This is a genomic window from Microcoleus sp., assembly GCF_049646505.1.
In the GTDB taxonomy this organism is placed as follows: Bacteria; Cyanobacteriota; Cyanobacteriia; order Cyanobacteriales; family Microcoleaceae; genus Microcoleus.
On record NZ_JBARVX010000086.1, the window covers coordinates 1 to 13,656 of the forward strand.

Here is a 13,656-nt window from a genome sequence, read left to right on the forward strand (position 1 = left end):
TGCAAGGATTGCTAGAACGTGTTAAGTGCGAGATCCCTTTTGAACCAACAATCAAAGAAACCGGGTTTCTGCTTCGAGATTGTCGTCTCCAACTAGATATTGATAGAAACCGGGTTTCTCCGACAAAGTGCGATATCTCTTTTTGTGCGATCGACCCCTACTCAACCTAACTAATTCCCACACTTCTTGATGTTGACATCGCACCGATTTCGTGCATGAGCGACAATCTGCTGTGTCCGGCGGGCGATCGACCAAATTAATTACCCCACTAAATTAATTTTTGTTACATTCCATTACAATATATAAGTAAGGAATGAAAATTTAATAACTTAAGCGATTGCTCGTTGCTCGTTACCAGGCTCTGCCTGGTAATGCAGGTGCGGAGGCTCTGCCTCCTTTGAGGAAGGCAACTTACAGGAGAGAAGACTGTAGGAGGTGTTTAAGTTATTAAGTTTTCGATCTTAAAGAACTTTCAGGCGAGCTAAACAATCAATGCGCTTAATATTAATGACCGGAAAAGGCGGTGTCGGCAAAACCTCCGTAGCCGCTGCTACGGGCTTGCGATGCGCCGAATTGGGATACAAAACCCTAGTGCTGAGCACAGATCCCGCCCACTCCCTAGCCGACAGCTTCGACATGGAACTCGGACACGATGCTCGACTGGTCAAACCCAATTTGTGGGGAGCAGAATTGGACGCTCTCAGGGAATTAGAAGGCAATTGGGGAGCAGTCAAACGCTACATTAGTGAGGTTTTGAGAGCGCAGGGACTTGAGGGCGTGCAAGCTGAAGAATTAGCCATTTTGCCGGGAATGGACGAAATATTTGGTTTAGTGCGGATGAAACGCCATTACGACGATGGAATTTATGATGTTTTAATTATCGATTCCGCACCCACAGGTACAGCTTTGCGATTGTTAAGTTTGCCGGAAGTTGGCGGCTGGTACATGAGAAAATTTTACAAACCATTGCAAGGCATATCAGCCGCCCTCAGACCTTTAGTTGAACCGATTTTTCGACCAATTGCCGGTTTTTCTTTACCGAACAAAGAGGTGATGGACGCACCTTACGAATTTTACGAACAAATCGAAGCTTTGGAAAAGATTTTAACTGACAATACTGTGACTTCGGTCAGGTTAGTTACCAATCCCGAAAAAATGGTAATTAAAGAATCTCTGCGCGCTCACGCCTATTTGAGTTTGTACAATGTTGCCACAGATTTAATTGTCGCCAATCGAATTATTCCCGAAGAAGTAACCGATCCATTTTTCAAGCGGTGGAAAGAAAGCCAGCAGCAGTACAAGCAGGAAATTCACGATAATTTTAGACCGCTGCCAGTAAAAGAAATTCCGCTTTATTCTGAAGAAATGTGCGGTTTGCCGGCTTTGGAACGCTTGAAAGAAACGCTTTATGCCGATGAAGACCCCAGCAAAGTTTATTACAAAGAAAATACGATTAAGATTGTTCAGGACAACAATCAATATGTTCTAGAACTGTATTTGCCGGGAATTGCTAAGGATCAGATTCAGTTGAGCAAAACGGGAGATGAGTTGAACGTTCGGATTGGGAATCACCGCCGAAATATGGTATTGCCGCAAGCTTTAGCCGCGCTGCAACCTTCCGGGGCGAAGATGGAAGATGATTATTTGAAGATTAAGTTTGCTTAACAAGACTTACCCAAAAAAATCCGGTTTCTCCCTTGAGATATTGAGGCATAAACCGGGTTTTTGACCCCACGTACAGGTATCGCCTTGTTGTGGTGCTGGCCAGACACAATAGACCTCTTGCAAAAGTCCTTTTAATCAAATTTTGGGACGATGCTCAGAGCAACGTCCCACAATAAAAAAAGATTTTTGTGGGATGGGCTTCTAGCCCGTCCTAACTATTTTTGCAAGAAGTCTAATTAACATGATTTAGCATCAACGACTTCCTTTAATGCCTCATCAATCACTGCATCGCTGACACCTCGACGCTTCAAACTTGCTACTAAGGCTGTGACTGTCTCGCTCTCAAATCGTTCTAAATCAACGCGCAAACCTTGACCGATATAAGCACGAATTAATGGCTGATAACCCGAAAAACCCAACAATGGTGCAACTTTTTTTAAATCTTCCACAACATCTTCGGGCATACGGATTGTTACGCTAGTCATTGGACGGTTGCGATCTAATCGCTGCTTTAATGCTTCAACCTTCATACTCTGCCCTCTCCTGACGAGTTGCTTTACGTGCTGAAATAATCCGAATGACATTTTCTTCACGCTCAATGTGAACTACATACAGTAGATTCCACCGACTATCTAGCCCAATCACAGCATCACGCGCTTCCTCATTGCCGCTGGCATCAACGACAACTAGAAATGGGTCAAAGAAGGATTCAGCAGCTTGTTGAAAAGTAACCCCATCATGATTTGTGGGATTAATCCGCGCTTTTGAGTCGTCCCATACGAAGGTAATGCCATTGAGCACGAAGTATACATTCATGCTCCCTAGTATAAATAAAATGTATTTACAATGTCAATACGTTGGCTGCAAAAAACGATCGTTTTCAAACTACTGCCACAGCCAGTTCTGATGGTTGGAGCCTTTCAATTGTATTTTTCCATGAACTCATTGATTCTAAGCGGCTGACCAATCTTCTATTCGTAACTCTAAGACTTGTCCAAAATCTGACTTGTTACGGGTGAGTAAGGTTGCGTTGTTGATTAGAGTAATGGCAGCAATTTTCAAATCCATATTTCCGAGACGGGGATACATTTTTCGCAGGCGTTGATGTTCCAAAGCAGCCGCACGATTAAAAGGAATAATCACGATAGATTGATAGTCGAGTGCAAGTTGCTGTAGTCCTTGATAAGCCAAAATTTGTTCGTCTAATGTTCTTGCTTTGGACAGGAAATTGAGCCGTCCTCTAACTTGTTCTTCGTAGGTAATTACAGTCACTGCAACTTCCAGTTCTTCTATAACTGCCAGTCTTGATAAGATTTGCTTTCCCTCTTGCCCATTGCGCTGGATGAAACTGAGATGGTCGGTGTCAAGAATATACATCGTAAGAAGGTATTGAGCTATTCAGCAGAGTTACGCCATTCTTCTCCGAGGCGAACTGCTTCGTCAAAGGTAGGATCGTTTTCAAAACTACCCGCAACTTTTAGCCACCAAGGAGATTTTTTATTAACAAATACAGATAGCATCTGTTTCATTTGTGCTAGTTCAGTTTCTAAAGTTGCAACTCGCGATTCGAGATGTTGAGATTGGTCTTCAATCTGTTGGGAGATCATATAATTTTTTACCAAGATAGAGTTATACGGCTATTGTAGCAATATCTTTGCGATCGCAAGCCTATCTACTCAATAGACCTTTTGCAAAAATAACTAAGACGGGCTTTCCGGCCCATCCCACAAGAATCATTTTTTATTGTGGGTGTCTCGCCTGCCCTATAAATTGATGAAAAGGACTTTTGCAAGAGGTCTATAGTGCCTGACTTAAACTGTATAAAAACATTGTAGCAAGATGTCTAACGCTTTGCGTCGGTTCTAGCCCAGTCGGTTTTTGAGGTATTTTTCATCGCGTTTGGAATAATAGTAACCCATAACTATTGGCGGACTCCAACGAAATGTCTGGGAGATTGCGAAGCAGATCGTCCCATGTATTCTGTCCTTGCAATGCTTCTATAACGACTGGAAGCGGCTCTGAGAATATGGCTGGAAAATCTGCTTCTTCAGGAAACTGAATCTTAAACGCTAACTGTTCTTGAGGTGGAGTGAATTGAGCGTTGACTCCTTCTTTGTTACCTCTGGCATCAACCCGATACCAACCAACTTCAGGTAAATGAATGGCATTGAAACCGTGCAATGAGTAAGGCGCACCTTTATCATCAATACTCAACCGCTGGTAACAAAGACCTGCCGGAATATCATTGGCTCTTAGTAACGCTGCTAACAAGTGACTTTTCGCATAGCAATAACCTGTTTTGTGCTGAAGAACATCTGAAGCTCGACAGGTAAGAGGACTCATTTGATAGTCATAACTGTGACGAATTTCATCTCTAACCCACTCAAAACACGCTTTGGCGATCGCCCTTGGTGTCTGATGTCCCGATGCGATTTGTTTAGCACATTCCCTAATTTCGGGATGCTGCCAATCAATAACTTCACTCACTTTCAAGTATTCTTGCATATCAACCGCTAGGAATGCTACAGCCTGAATTGTAAACGCTTATCAACAAAGTTTTCGCAGGTAATTTTAGATCGATCGCCCTTCGCTTACCCTGACTAAAATTATACTCCGTTTCCATGACTATTCCTCCTGGTACTGCTGTCACTCTTGCCTAGTTACTTTGCGGAGTTCTACCTTGCCTCCTTCAAAGACTTGAACCATGAGTTGATAGCCTTCCATCAATGACATTCCAACAAGAGGTTCTGAATCGGCTTCATCAATTGGGATTGTCAGATAATCTCCATCCCAAACTACAATTGCTTCGTATATATCAAAAACGCATTCACTACCATCGCCGAGAATGGCGCGTCCTCGCCTTTTCCATCTCAAGTTCAACTGAGTAATCAAATCTGGAGGTAATGAAAGCCAACCATTAAAACCCGTGTCTACGATCGCCTCATGTATGTGAATTTTCCCATCAGAGTCACATATTGAAAGCGAGATCATCGCTTCAGAATCAGCATTAACGATTCCTGGGATCATACATATCTCTTGGTTCGTCCACCGAATCGGCGAACGTGACGATACCCAACGCGAACAATCCAGATTTGAGCATTTGGGTGACGAGATTCAAGGCGCTTGCAAGCAGCTATTTCACTCGCATCAACTTCAAAATCTCCAGTTTCAAGGTCGATCGCTACAATTTTGCCTTGATTACCCGATTCGATTTGTGAGCGTATTTGAGTTTGGTAAATGCGATCGCCACGTTGAGCAAATTCTTCTTTGCTATAGAGGGGTTGATGGACTACCATGATTACGACTTTTCCTCGATCTTTGCCTTAACTATAATTATAGATGTCGCTATGCTGGCTTTGCTACGAATGCAGGATAGGTTTTGTGTGCATCTGCATAAATCCTAAGTGCTACAGACATTTGCTGTTCGGCACTTTCTCCTTGTGCCTGAAACCAAGCAAATGTTTCAGGATCGACTTCAACTGCCATAGTAATAGCCGACTTAGGCATTCGTAATTGAGCTCTAGTAAAGAACTCCTCCGACAGCGGTGGAATATCGGAAGTATCGATATCTTAGTCGCTCATTGCGTCGGTTCTAGCCCAGTCGGTTTTTGAGGTATTGTTCATAGCGTCTGCGTTCATAAGATAGTGACTTTCGCCCTGGAGATACCGTGTCGTATTAGCTATCTGTAAGCACTTCACTTTTCAATGCGCTGAAGTTCTTCTCGTACAACTCTTCGCAAAGTTTGTTCCAAAGGCTCAGAACTCTGCTGGATATGTTGACGCAGCGCTTCATTAATCAAAGTTTGGTAATTCCCTCCATCTGCTAAATGAACTTGTTCGCGAAACCACGCTAAAACCTCATCATCTAACCAGATTGCGATCCGAGTTTTATCAGGTAATGTTGGATCGATCGCCCCTCGCTTACCCTGACTAAAATCATACTCCGTTTCCATGACTATTCCCCTCCCTCTTCTTTTCCATCCTCTGTGCCCTCTGTGTCCTCTGCGGTTCCTTCACTCTTTCCCGCATTAACCTCAATTTTTTTCTGCTGGCGTTCCGACGCATTTGTTTTCAGCATTTTTAATTTTTCTGGGTCAGCATCCGATCGCCAAAACAAGCGATGCCCCTTAATCCTGACACAATTTTCCTCCAAACACCTCACCCACTCCCACTGCTTGAATCCACCCGACTTATCAAAAATCCCCAACTTTTCCTCTTGGCGGCTGAGTTTCGCAAACTTTTCGTAATGGGGATAATCAGGACTAACAAAAGCTTCTTTTTTAACTAAAATTGGCGGATTAGACAAATCAGAATAGTCTTGATAGCTAACAGAAAGGTCGCGCAAATGTATGTGCATAGCCGTGTGGAGGGCTGGATGCGGGTTAATGTCAAAATCGGGATAAAATAAATAGGAAATTTGAGGTTTGCGAGCGTAAAACTTGATAATTGTCGCGCCGTCAAGCCTGCCAATTGTGCGGTTGGCGCAGCCTTCGTAGAGCCGCAGCAAAGGGTCGAGTTCTTCTAAAACTGAGACGTGAACAGAAAGGGAACCGTGCTGTTTGTAGCCGATCGCACTATCTTCGCAGCAGTCCGCAACAATATCAGCTTTGCCCAAACTGTACAGCATTAAATCTGCCAAAGTGCAAGCTTTTTGATAACTGTCAAACAAACCCTTAATGTCATTGCGGATTTGAGCCGGAAGCCGGCGCATCGAAGGACGCACCGCGTCGCTATCCTGTAGGGAATCGCCCAAACGGTTGAGAGCGAGATATACTAGCAAATCCTGGCGGCGCTTGTCGGCGATTTTCTCCCAATCATCCGCATCCGTTGCTTGCAAAATCACCCTCCAAGCGCGGTTAAAACTGTGGAATTCCTGCTTGATTGGCGATTCTTCAGCTAATTCGCCTTTTACCGGCAGACGGCCCCGATCGCTCACAAAAGCCATCAAAGGAGCCAGCATTTCCGCATAATCCTCAAAACGCTTGACTTGCGATCGCACTCTGGGAGTCGATAAGTGCGATCGAAACCGAGAAGCCCGAAAACCCTCACCCGCCGCCGCCTCCCGAAACACAAAATAAATCCCCAAAGCCACAGGAATCGCATCAACATTCAAAACTTGGTCGATATAAATTTTCAACTCTTCTTGTTCGTAATACTTCTGAAAAGTATTGCGAGAAGTAATCACCCCATCCCCATAAGCAATTTGACCTCGATCGCCATCATCAATCAAAACCTGAGCCGCCACCACCAATAAATTCTTAGTTAAATCCCAAGCATTCAACAAAGCTTCTCGCCTTTCCCCCAAAGATTCAATCACATTAATTACATAACCAACATTCACAATATCAGCATGAATTCGCGGAGTTTCCGGCTGATAGTACGGATCCCAACCCGCAGCCACATAACCCTCTCCCGCAATATATTTAACATCCCCGCCGTAGCCGCAACCGTAATCAAAAAAAGTCATCCCATCCACAAACAAATCCGATTCCAAAACCAAACGCACCGGCTTAGAAACAGAGTTTCGTACCATCGCAGCTTTGTGGCGTTCAATTTTAGGAATTGAAAGATCGCTATTCTGCTGTTTCAAACGTTCGACAACAGCATGATCTTGAATTTCTACACCGCAATATCCCAAATATTTCAGCCAACCCTCGCGAGTACCGATAACGCTAGTATTGTCAAGCAGTCCCCATCCTTCCTCGCAGCGAGTCAGTCGAGCAAACTTTTCGTAATTGGGATAATCCGCAGTTACAAAAGTTTCCTTGCGGTGCAAAACCGGGGGATTTTCGCTGTTGCTGTAATCGAAACATTTAACTTCGCCTGTTTCGAGATTAATTTGGATGCTGGTTTGCAAAGCAGGGTGAGCGTCTGTGTCGAAATCGGGGTAAAAAAGATAAGATATTTTAGGTTGCTGGAGCGAAAATTTAACTAAGGTTGCTTCATCGATGTTTTCGAGATTTTGTCTGGCACAATTTTCGTAAATTGCGAGGACAGGATTGAGTGCTGACAAGGCAGAAACGTGAATGTAAAAAGCTGTCGGTAATTTTTTGCCAATTTTGCTTTCCCGACAGCAGCGAGCTACTTTTTCTACAATACAATTCACCGCAACTCCCCCGCGATCTGGCAGAGATTGGTAATGCAAGTCCAGAGGTTCTGCTTCTTGTTCGTGCAATGAAATTTCTCTAGCAAAAGCTATCAAAGGTGTTAGCAGTTCTCGATCGTTTTCTAATGGTTCGGCATCTAAAATAGGGTTTTTACTGATATCGTAGGTCATAGCTAAATTATTTTTTTTTAACCGCAGAGAACGCAGAGGACACAGAGTGAAGAAAGAAAGAATTTATTTCTTAGTCCGCGCAGGCGGACTTCGTTTGTGTAGGCGCGATTTCAATCGCCGACTACTACGATCGACTGCGATCGACTACGATCGACTGCGATCGACTGCGATCGACTAAAATTGACTAAAATCGACTAACATATTAACTAAACATTCGAGTTTCTACAAATTCTTGAACCCGGCCTAAATGACTGGATAAACTCACTAATATTGTTTGAACTATCTCAATAGTTGACAATTGGACTGCTAGGGGTTGGGATTGAAAGCTTCGCGCATGATTCTCTAATTGTGCGGCTAAATCCGACATCTGAGCAACTCCCACATTTGCAGCAGTTCCTTTGAGACGGTGTGCTTGATATTCTACAGTTGGCCAATCTTTAGCTTCTACGGCTATTTTGGCAGCAGCCACATCAGCTTGCGCGTTTCCTACAAATGCTTGCAAAAGCCGATCGGGCAATTTAACATTAACCCGTCCGAGTTGCTCCAATCTGTTTTTGTCGAACAGTCCGTCACAGTCTCCGTGTTCCCAGGTTTGAAGCGCGATCGCCCTTGGTGCCGGCACAGCCACCACCTCTACTTTTTGGGATGTTTGTGTATAATATGTTACCGCTATCTCCGGCTCTGCCAAATTCATACTTGGAACTCCATACTTGTTTTTAAAATGAGCGTTTTGGGCTTCATACTTTTTCATCGCCCCCGCCAAAGCATCTAAATCTACTGGTTTGCTGAGATAATCGTCCATCCCCGCCGCCAGACACTTTTCTCGTTCCCCCGGCATAGCGTGAGCTGTTAAAGCAATTACAAAAGTATGCCGATCGCCCTTTTCTTGTTCCCTCAACTTTCGCGCAGTTGCGTAACCGTCAAGTATCGGCATTTGACAGTCCATCAATACTATATCGTAGCTGTTTTTGGCCAGCAAATCCAGCGCTTCTTGACCGTTGGCGGCGCAGTCTGCACGATAGCCTAAAGCTGCCAACTGTTCGACTATAACTTGTTGATTGATCGGGTGGTCTTCCGCCAGCAAAATTCTCAGCGGTGACGGCGAATTGGGAGTAACATATTTAGTATTAACTGCTGGGAAATTGCAAGTATCAGCAGTCTCCAAGCTGTCAAACTCTCCCCTTTCCTGAATCGGGGCCAGCAAAGCCTCAAGCAGGCGGGAAGGCAGCACGGGTTCGATCAAATAGCTGCTAAAACCCACACTGCAAAGCGCTTCAGCTTTCGGCTGTTCCCGCAACGCAGTCATGGCGATTAACGAGCCAACTGTTGAGAGCGATCGCACTTTCACACCAAATTCCTCGGCATCCAAATCCGGCATTTGCAAATCCACAAGCAGCGCGTCGCAGGATTTTTCCCCTGATGCCGAATCCTGAGAAATTCCGCTCCGAGCATTTTGCAACCAAGTCAAAGCATCAGCAGCAGTTTCTGCTTCATCGCAGCGAACACCCCAACTTTTAGCGATCGATCGCACCGCCGCCCTCCTCAAAGCGTTTGCAGAGCAGACTAACAGCTTCTTGCCGGCAAGTTCGGGAAATTGAGGCTCAACTTGCAACTGTTTTTCCAAAGGTACAGCAAACCAAAAAGTCGAACCTTTGCCGAGAAAACTGCGAACCCCGATCGAGCCGCCCATCATCTCCACTAACTGCTTGCAAATCGCCAAACCCAAACCAGTGCCGCCGTGCAGCCTAGTCAGAGAAGCGTCTACCTGAGAAAAAGATTGAAATAGCTTTGTCTGCCCTTCCGGCGAAATTCCAATGCCTGTATCGCGCACCGAAAATAGCAAACTTGCCGCTTGTCTGCCGTCTGCAACTCCATCGCCCCGCTTGACACTCACGTGAATAAAAACTTGACCGCCATCGGTAAATTTTATGGCATTTACAGTCAAATTTATCAAAATTTGCTTCAGCCGCCCCGAATCGCCCACCAACTTTCTCGGCACCGAACTATCAACTAAAATATTTAATTCAAGATTTTTTTTATCTGCCAAAGGTGCTACCATTTCTATCACCGATTCAATGCAGCTATCCAAATCAAAATCAGCTTTTTCCAGCCGCATTTCTCCAGCTTCTATCTTAGAGGAATCGAGGATATCGTTAATCACGCTCAGCAAATGTTCGGCGCTGCGGTAAATAGTTTGAGCCCACTCCCGCGGTTTCGGTTCCAGAGGAGCCAGCAGCAGCAATTGAGCCATCCCCAAAACCCCGTTCATCGGAGTGCGAATTTCGTGACTCATGTTCGCCAAAAATTGCGATTTCACCCGGCTCGCTTCTAGGGCAGTTTCCCGCGCTTCCACCAATTCATTAATCTTGTCCGCCACCATCACCATTCCCGCCACTCTGCCGTCGGGATTGTACCAAGGATGAGCAGCCCAGCGCAAATACAAAACAGAGCCGTCTGCTCGTTCCCAAGCATCTTCGCTGACAGAAACTATGTCGCCTTTGAGCACTTCTTCATACATTACTTTCCAGCGATTTGGCGTATCTGGAAACACTTCGTAATGACTGAGATTTGTCAGGGTTTGCCACTCCAAATTAAATTGAGTCAGCCATTTGTGAGAGTTAGCTAAATAGCGCATTTGGGTATCGAACATCGCCATTGCTACCGGCACGCGGGTAATAATTTGTTTTAGTTGCTGCCGTTCTCTTTCTAAAGCGTCTTCGGCTTGTTTGCGATCGGTAATGTCGCTAATTATGCCGGCCATCCGCACCGCTTTTCCTTGCGGATTCCGCTGAGCTTTTCCCTGAGAAGTGCAGTAGCGGTAATTGCCGGATGAATGCAGCAGCCGGAATTCTACATTGTAGTCAATTTCTTGCTCTAAGTGAGCAGCGATCGCCCGAACGATGCCGTCCTTGTCCTCTGGGTGCAGGCGGCTGTAGAGAGCATCCATAGTGCTGCCAAATCGAGTTCGCGACAAACCGATAATTTCCAAAAGGCGATCGTTCCAATAAACCTCATTTTTACTTAAATCCCAATCCCAAATTCCGTCATTCACTCCTTCTAAAACTAACCTGTAACGTTCCTCGCTTTCCTTGAATTTTTGACTGGTATGAAAGGCCTGAGATTCGGCGCGGTAAACGCGAATGGCGTTGAACAAACTGCGCGACAAACTTTCTGCTGACATCTTGCCTTTGGCAATATAATCAGAAGCTCCAGCCTTCATTAACTCCACCGCAATTTGTTCGTCGCCTTGACCTGTGAGCACAATTAAGGGAACTTTTAACCCAGTTTTTCGTATGTTTTGCACCAAACTCAGTCCGTCTCCGTCGGGCAAGCCGTAGTCGAGGAACACGCAGTCAAATTTGCAGTCAAATATCTGATTTGATACCAGGAAATTTTCTGTTTCTTCAACCTCGCTTAAAGGTTGAAAATTATCTGGTGCGGAGAGTTTCTCGATCGCTTGGGTAGACTTTTTGCCGATCGAGAGTTTGGCCAGGGCATCGGCACAATCTTCTGCTTCGGTAATTTCTGCCCAAACCCCAGCGGACTTGAGCCAACGTTTGACCGTCATCCGATCGACTTCATCGTCATCGACTATCAGAATTTTAATAAGTTTGTCCATAATAACCGAATTTGGAATTAATCCGAAACAGCTAGGGCCTACAAAAAGCGATCGAACAAATGTACCTCTAAAAAAAAATCGAAGCCTCTTTTAATTTTTTGTGTTAATCTTTTCATAACTTAGGGAATTTCGCTCAGCATCCAGTATTTGTTGAGGGTAGCCATAACTTCCACAAAATTAGAAAAAGTGACCGGTTTCAGAATATAGCCAGCTACATTCAAATTATAAGCTTCTACTTTATCTCTATCTTCATTAGATGTTGTGAGGACTATCACCGGAATCGACCTCAATTTTTCATCTTGCCGCAATTCTCGCAAAAACTCGATGCCGTTCATTCTCGGCATATTCAAGTCTAGCAAAATCAACCGGCGCGCTTGAGGCATTGCCAGCTCTATTTTTTCTTGGCGCAATATTGCCAGAGCTTCTAATCCGTTTGCAGCGATGTATAGGGGATTGAGGATGTTACTTTTTTTGAAAGCTCGCCGGACGTTCATTACATCTACCTCGTCATCTTCTACCAAGAGAATATGAATTTTTTTGTCTTCCATAAATCAGCCTTTTTATAGATGTTTTTTGACTGCCGTTGACCGCCGGGAGGTTCAGTCAGCCGATCGGGGCATTGAAGGTTTTCGATTTGAGATTTACTTGCAGCTTGGACTTTATTCTAAAATTGGGGGAGCTCCGCGACAGGAGCAGGCGGCGCGTTACGGGTTTTTGGGCCCTGGGAATAGCGAACAAGTGCAGGTCTCATCTATATTGTGCTTTGGTCAGGGGGGCGAGCGGGGCTGCCGAGAACGAAAAACTCGCCAATAATTCCCTCAGACAGCTACTGTAAAATGTGAAACTTATCTACATTATGAATCGCCATGTCAGCCGGACGCAAACTCTACGAAGGCAAAGCCAAAATCCTCTACTCCACCGAAGACAGCGAAATTTTGCTGACCCACTTCAAAGACGACGCGACAGCCTTTAACGCCCAGAAACGCGGCAGCATTGCGGGCAAAGGCGAAATCAACAATGCCGTATCAGCCCACCTGTTTCGGATGCTAGAAGCCAAAGGCATACCAACCCACTTTATAGACACGCCAGCGCCCAACGAAATGCGAGTCTGCCGCGTCCGAATCTTGCCCTTAGAAGTTGTAGTCAGAAACATCGCCGCCGGCAGTCTGTGCAAGCAAACCGGAATTGCGATCGGTACAATTGTGAATCCGGCGCTAGTTGAATTTTATTACAAAAACGATGATTTGGGAGACCCGCTGCTGACCCGCGACCGACTGCTGTTAATGCAGCTAGCCACCCCGGAACAAGTAGACCAACTAGAAATCGCCGCCCGCGAAATTAACGAAATACTTAAAGATTTTTTCACTCAGTGCGGCATCACCCTGGTAGACTTCAAACTAGAATTCGGCATCGACCAACATCAAAACCTGATTCTTGCCGACGAAATCAGTCCTGACACTTGCCGCCTGTGGGACAACGCAGAAACTGACCCCGACGCGCGCGTTATGGACAAAGACCGATTCCGCCGCGACTTGGGATCGGTAGAAACCGCTTACCAGCAAGTTCTGCAGCGGGTTCTAGCTCAGAAGGTCTAGAGCACTTAACAATGCGCTACAATTGCACAGTTTGTCACCGTTGTGCCTTTAATGAATGTCAGCGGGATCGTCTCAGTTTTGATCTTGTATTAGTGCTGTCCCCGCTAGCTGTATATATAAGCAAGCAATCGGGGACAGCACTCCTACAACAGGTTTTTACTCTCATTGAGATGTTCCCGATGTAATTAGTCATTGACCAATGATTAATGATTAATGACTAATGACCAATGACCAATGACCAATGACTAATGATATCAAGTCCGATCGATTACCATCACAAAAACGGTTCGCGCGTGCGGAATGCGAGTCTGCGACAAAGCAAGCGTATGCCAGGACGCACGCGCGAACCTTACTGATTGCGGTTAATCTACCAGACATGATATGACCAATGAATAATGACTAATGACCAATGACCAATGACCCATAACTAATAACTACTGACCAATGACTGATGACCAATGACGAATGACTAATATCGTGTGTGTGTGATTGCCCAAAAG

Annotated in this window: 15 protein-coding genes; 3 read left to right on the forward strand and 12 right to left on the reverse strand. The window is 45.1% G+C overall.

Features of this window, described 5'->3' with window-relative positions:
- Positions 1–492 precede the first annotated feature (492 nt).
- A complete protein-coding gene (locus WBA89_RS04885; protein ID WP_424404411.1) occupies positions 493–1,665 on the forward strand; it encodes a TRC40/GET3/ArsA family transport-energizing ATPase in 1,173 nt (390 codons plus the stop codon).
- 236 nt (positions 1,666–1,901) lie between these two features.
- Here WBA89_RS04885 and WBA89_RS04890 read toward each other — a convergent pair whose 3' ends face one another.
- From WBA89_RS04890 to WBA89_RS04935, 10 genes are all read right to left on the reverse strand, one after another.
- Complete coding sequence (locus tag WBA89_RS04890; protein ID WP_194060355.1) at positions 1,902–2,195, reverse strand: hypothetical protein; 294 nt, start codon at positions 2,193–2,195, stop codon at positions 1,902–1,904.
- Positions 2,185–2,481 carry a BrnT family toxin gene (locus tag WBA89_RS04895; RefSeq protein WP_424404412.1) on the reverse strand — a complete coding sequence of 99 codons (297 nt, stop codon included), beginning with the start codon at positions 2,479–2,481 and terminating at the stop codon, positions 2,185–2,187. Before WBA89_RS04895 ends, WBA89_RS04890 begins: the two co-directional genes overlap by 11 nt.
- Before the next feature lie 135 nt (positions 2,482–2,616).
- Complete coding sequence (locus WBA89_RS04900) at positions 2,617–3,042, reverse strand: type II toxin-antitoxin system VapC family toxin (RefSeq protein ID WP_424404413.1); 426 nt, start codon at positions 3,040–3,042, stop codon at positions 2,617–2,619.
- A gap of 17 nt (positions 3,043–3,059) precedes the next feature.
- Positions 3,060–3,272 carry a hypothetical protein gene (locus WBA89_RS04905; protein WP_424404414.1) on the reverse strand — a complete coding sequence of 71 codons (213 nt, stop codon included), beginning with the start codon at positions 3,270–3,272 and terminating at the stop codon, positions 3,060–3,062.
- Between the two features lie 283 nt (positions 3,273–3,555).
- Complete coding sequence (locus tag WBA89_RS04910) at positions 3,556–4,152, reverse strand: transglutaminase-like domain-containing protein (protein WP_424404415.1); 597 nt, start codon at positions 4,150–4,152, stop codon at positions 3,556–3,558.
- 159 nt (positions 4,153–4,311) lie between these two features.
- Positions 4,312–4,692 (reverse strand): clan AA aspartic protease, encoded by a 381-nt coding sequence (locus WBA89_RS04915; RefSeq protein WP_424404416.1) that lies wholly within the window; start codon positions 4,690–4,692, stop codon positions 4,312–4,314.
- Positions 4,689–4,961: a hypothetical protein gene (locus WBA89_RS04920; RefSeq protein ID WP_424404417.1), complete on the reverse strand. Its 273-nt coding sequence runs from the start codon at positions 4,959–4,961 to the stop codon at positions 4,689–4,691. The genes WBA89_RS04915 and WBA89_RS04920 overlap by 4 nt, the downstream gene beginning before the upstream one ends.
- A 49-nt stretch (positions 4,962–5,010) precedes the next feature.
- The gene (locus WBA89_RS04925) at positions 5,011–5,172 is read right to left on the reverse strand and encodes a hypothetical protein (protein ID WP_424404418.1); all 162 of its coding nucleotides are present in this window, start codon (positions 5,170–5,172) and stop codon (positions 5,011–5,013) included.
- Positions 5,173–5,360: 188 nt separating this feature from the next.
- The gene (locus WBA89_RS04930; RefSeq protein ID WP_424404419.1) at positions 5,361–5,618 is read right to left on the reverse strand and encodes a BrnA antitoxin family protein; all 258 of its coding nucleotides are present in this window, start codon (positions 5,616–5,618) and stop codon (positions 5,361–5,363) included.
- Positions 5,619–5,620: 2 nt separating this feature from the next.
- Positions 5,621–7,942 carry a DNA phosphorothioation-associated putative methyltransferase gene (locus tag WBA89_RS04935; protein WP_424404420.1) on the reverse strand — a complete coding sequence of 774 codons (2,322 nt, stop codon included), beginning with the start codon at positions 7,940–7,942 and terminating at the stop codon, positions 5,621–5,623.
- 46 nt (positions 7,943–7,988) lie between these two features.
- Between WBA89_RS04935 and WBA89_RS04940 the strand changes: the two genes are divergently transcribed.
- Positions 7,989–8,120: a hypothetical protein gene (locus WBA89_RS04940; RefSeq protein ID WP_424404421.1), complete on the forward strand. Its 132-nt coding sequence runs from the start codon at positions 7,989–7,991 to the stop codon at positions 8,118–8,120.
- A 24-nt stretch (positions 8,121–8,144) separates the two neighbouring features.
- Here WBA89_RS04940 and WBA89_RS04945 read toward each other — a convergent pair whose 3' ends face one another.
- Both WBA89_RS04945 and WBA89_RS04950 read right to left on the reverse strand, forming a co-directional pair.
- The gene (locus WBA89_RS04945) at positions 8,145–11,561 is read right to left on the reverse strand and encodes a response regulator (RefSeq protein ID WP_424404422.1); all 3,417 of its coding nucleotides are present in this window, start codon (positions 11,559–11,561) and stop codon (positions 8,145–8,147) included.
- 119 nt (positions 11,562–11,680) lie between these two features.
- Entirely contained in the window at positions 11,681–12,109 is a 429-nt protein-coding gene (locus tag WBA89_RS04950) for a response regulator (RefSeq protein WP_424404423.1), read from the reverse strand.
- A 318-nt stretch (positions 12,110–12,427) separates the two neighbouring features.
- On the opposite strand from WBA89_RS04950, the gene purC reads away from it, so the two are divergent.
- A complete protein-coding gene (gene purC / locus WBA89_RS04955; protein ID WP_424404424.1) occupies positions 12,428–13,156 on the forward strand; it encodes a phosphoribosylaminoimidazolesuccinocarboxamide synthase in 729 nt (242 codons plus the stop codon).
- Positions 13,157–13,656 lie beyond the last annotated feature (500 nt).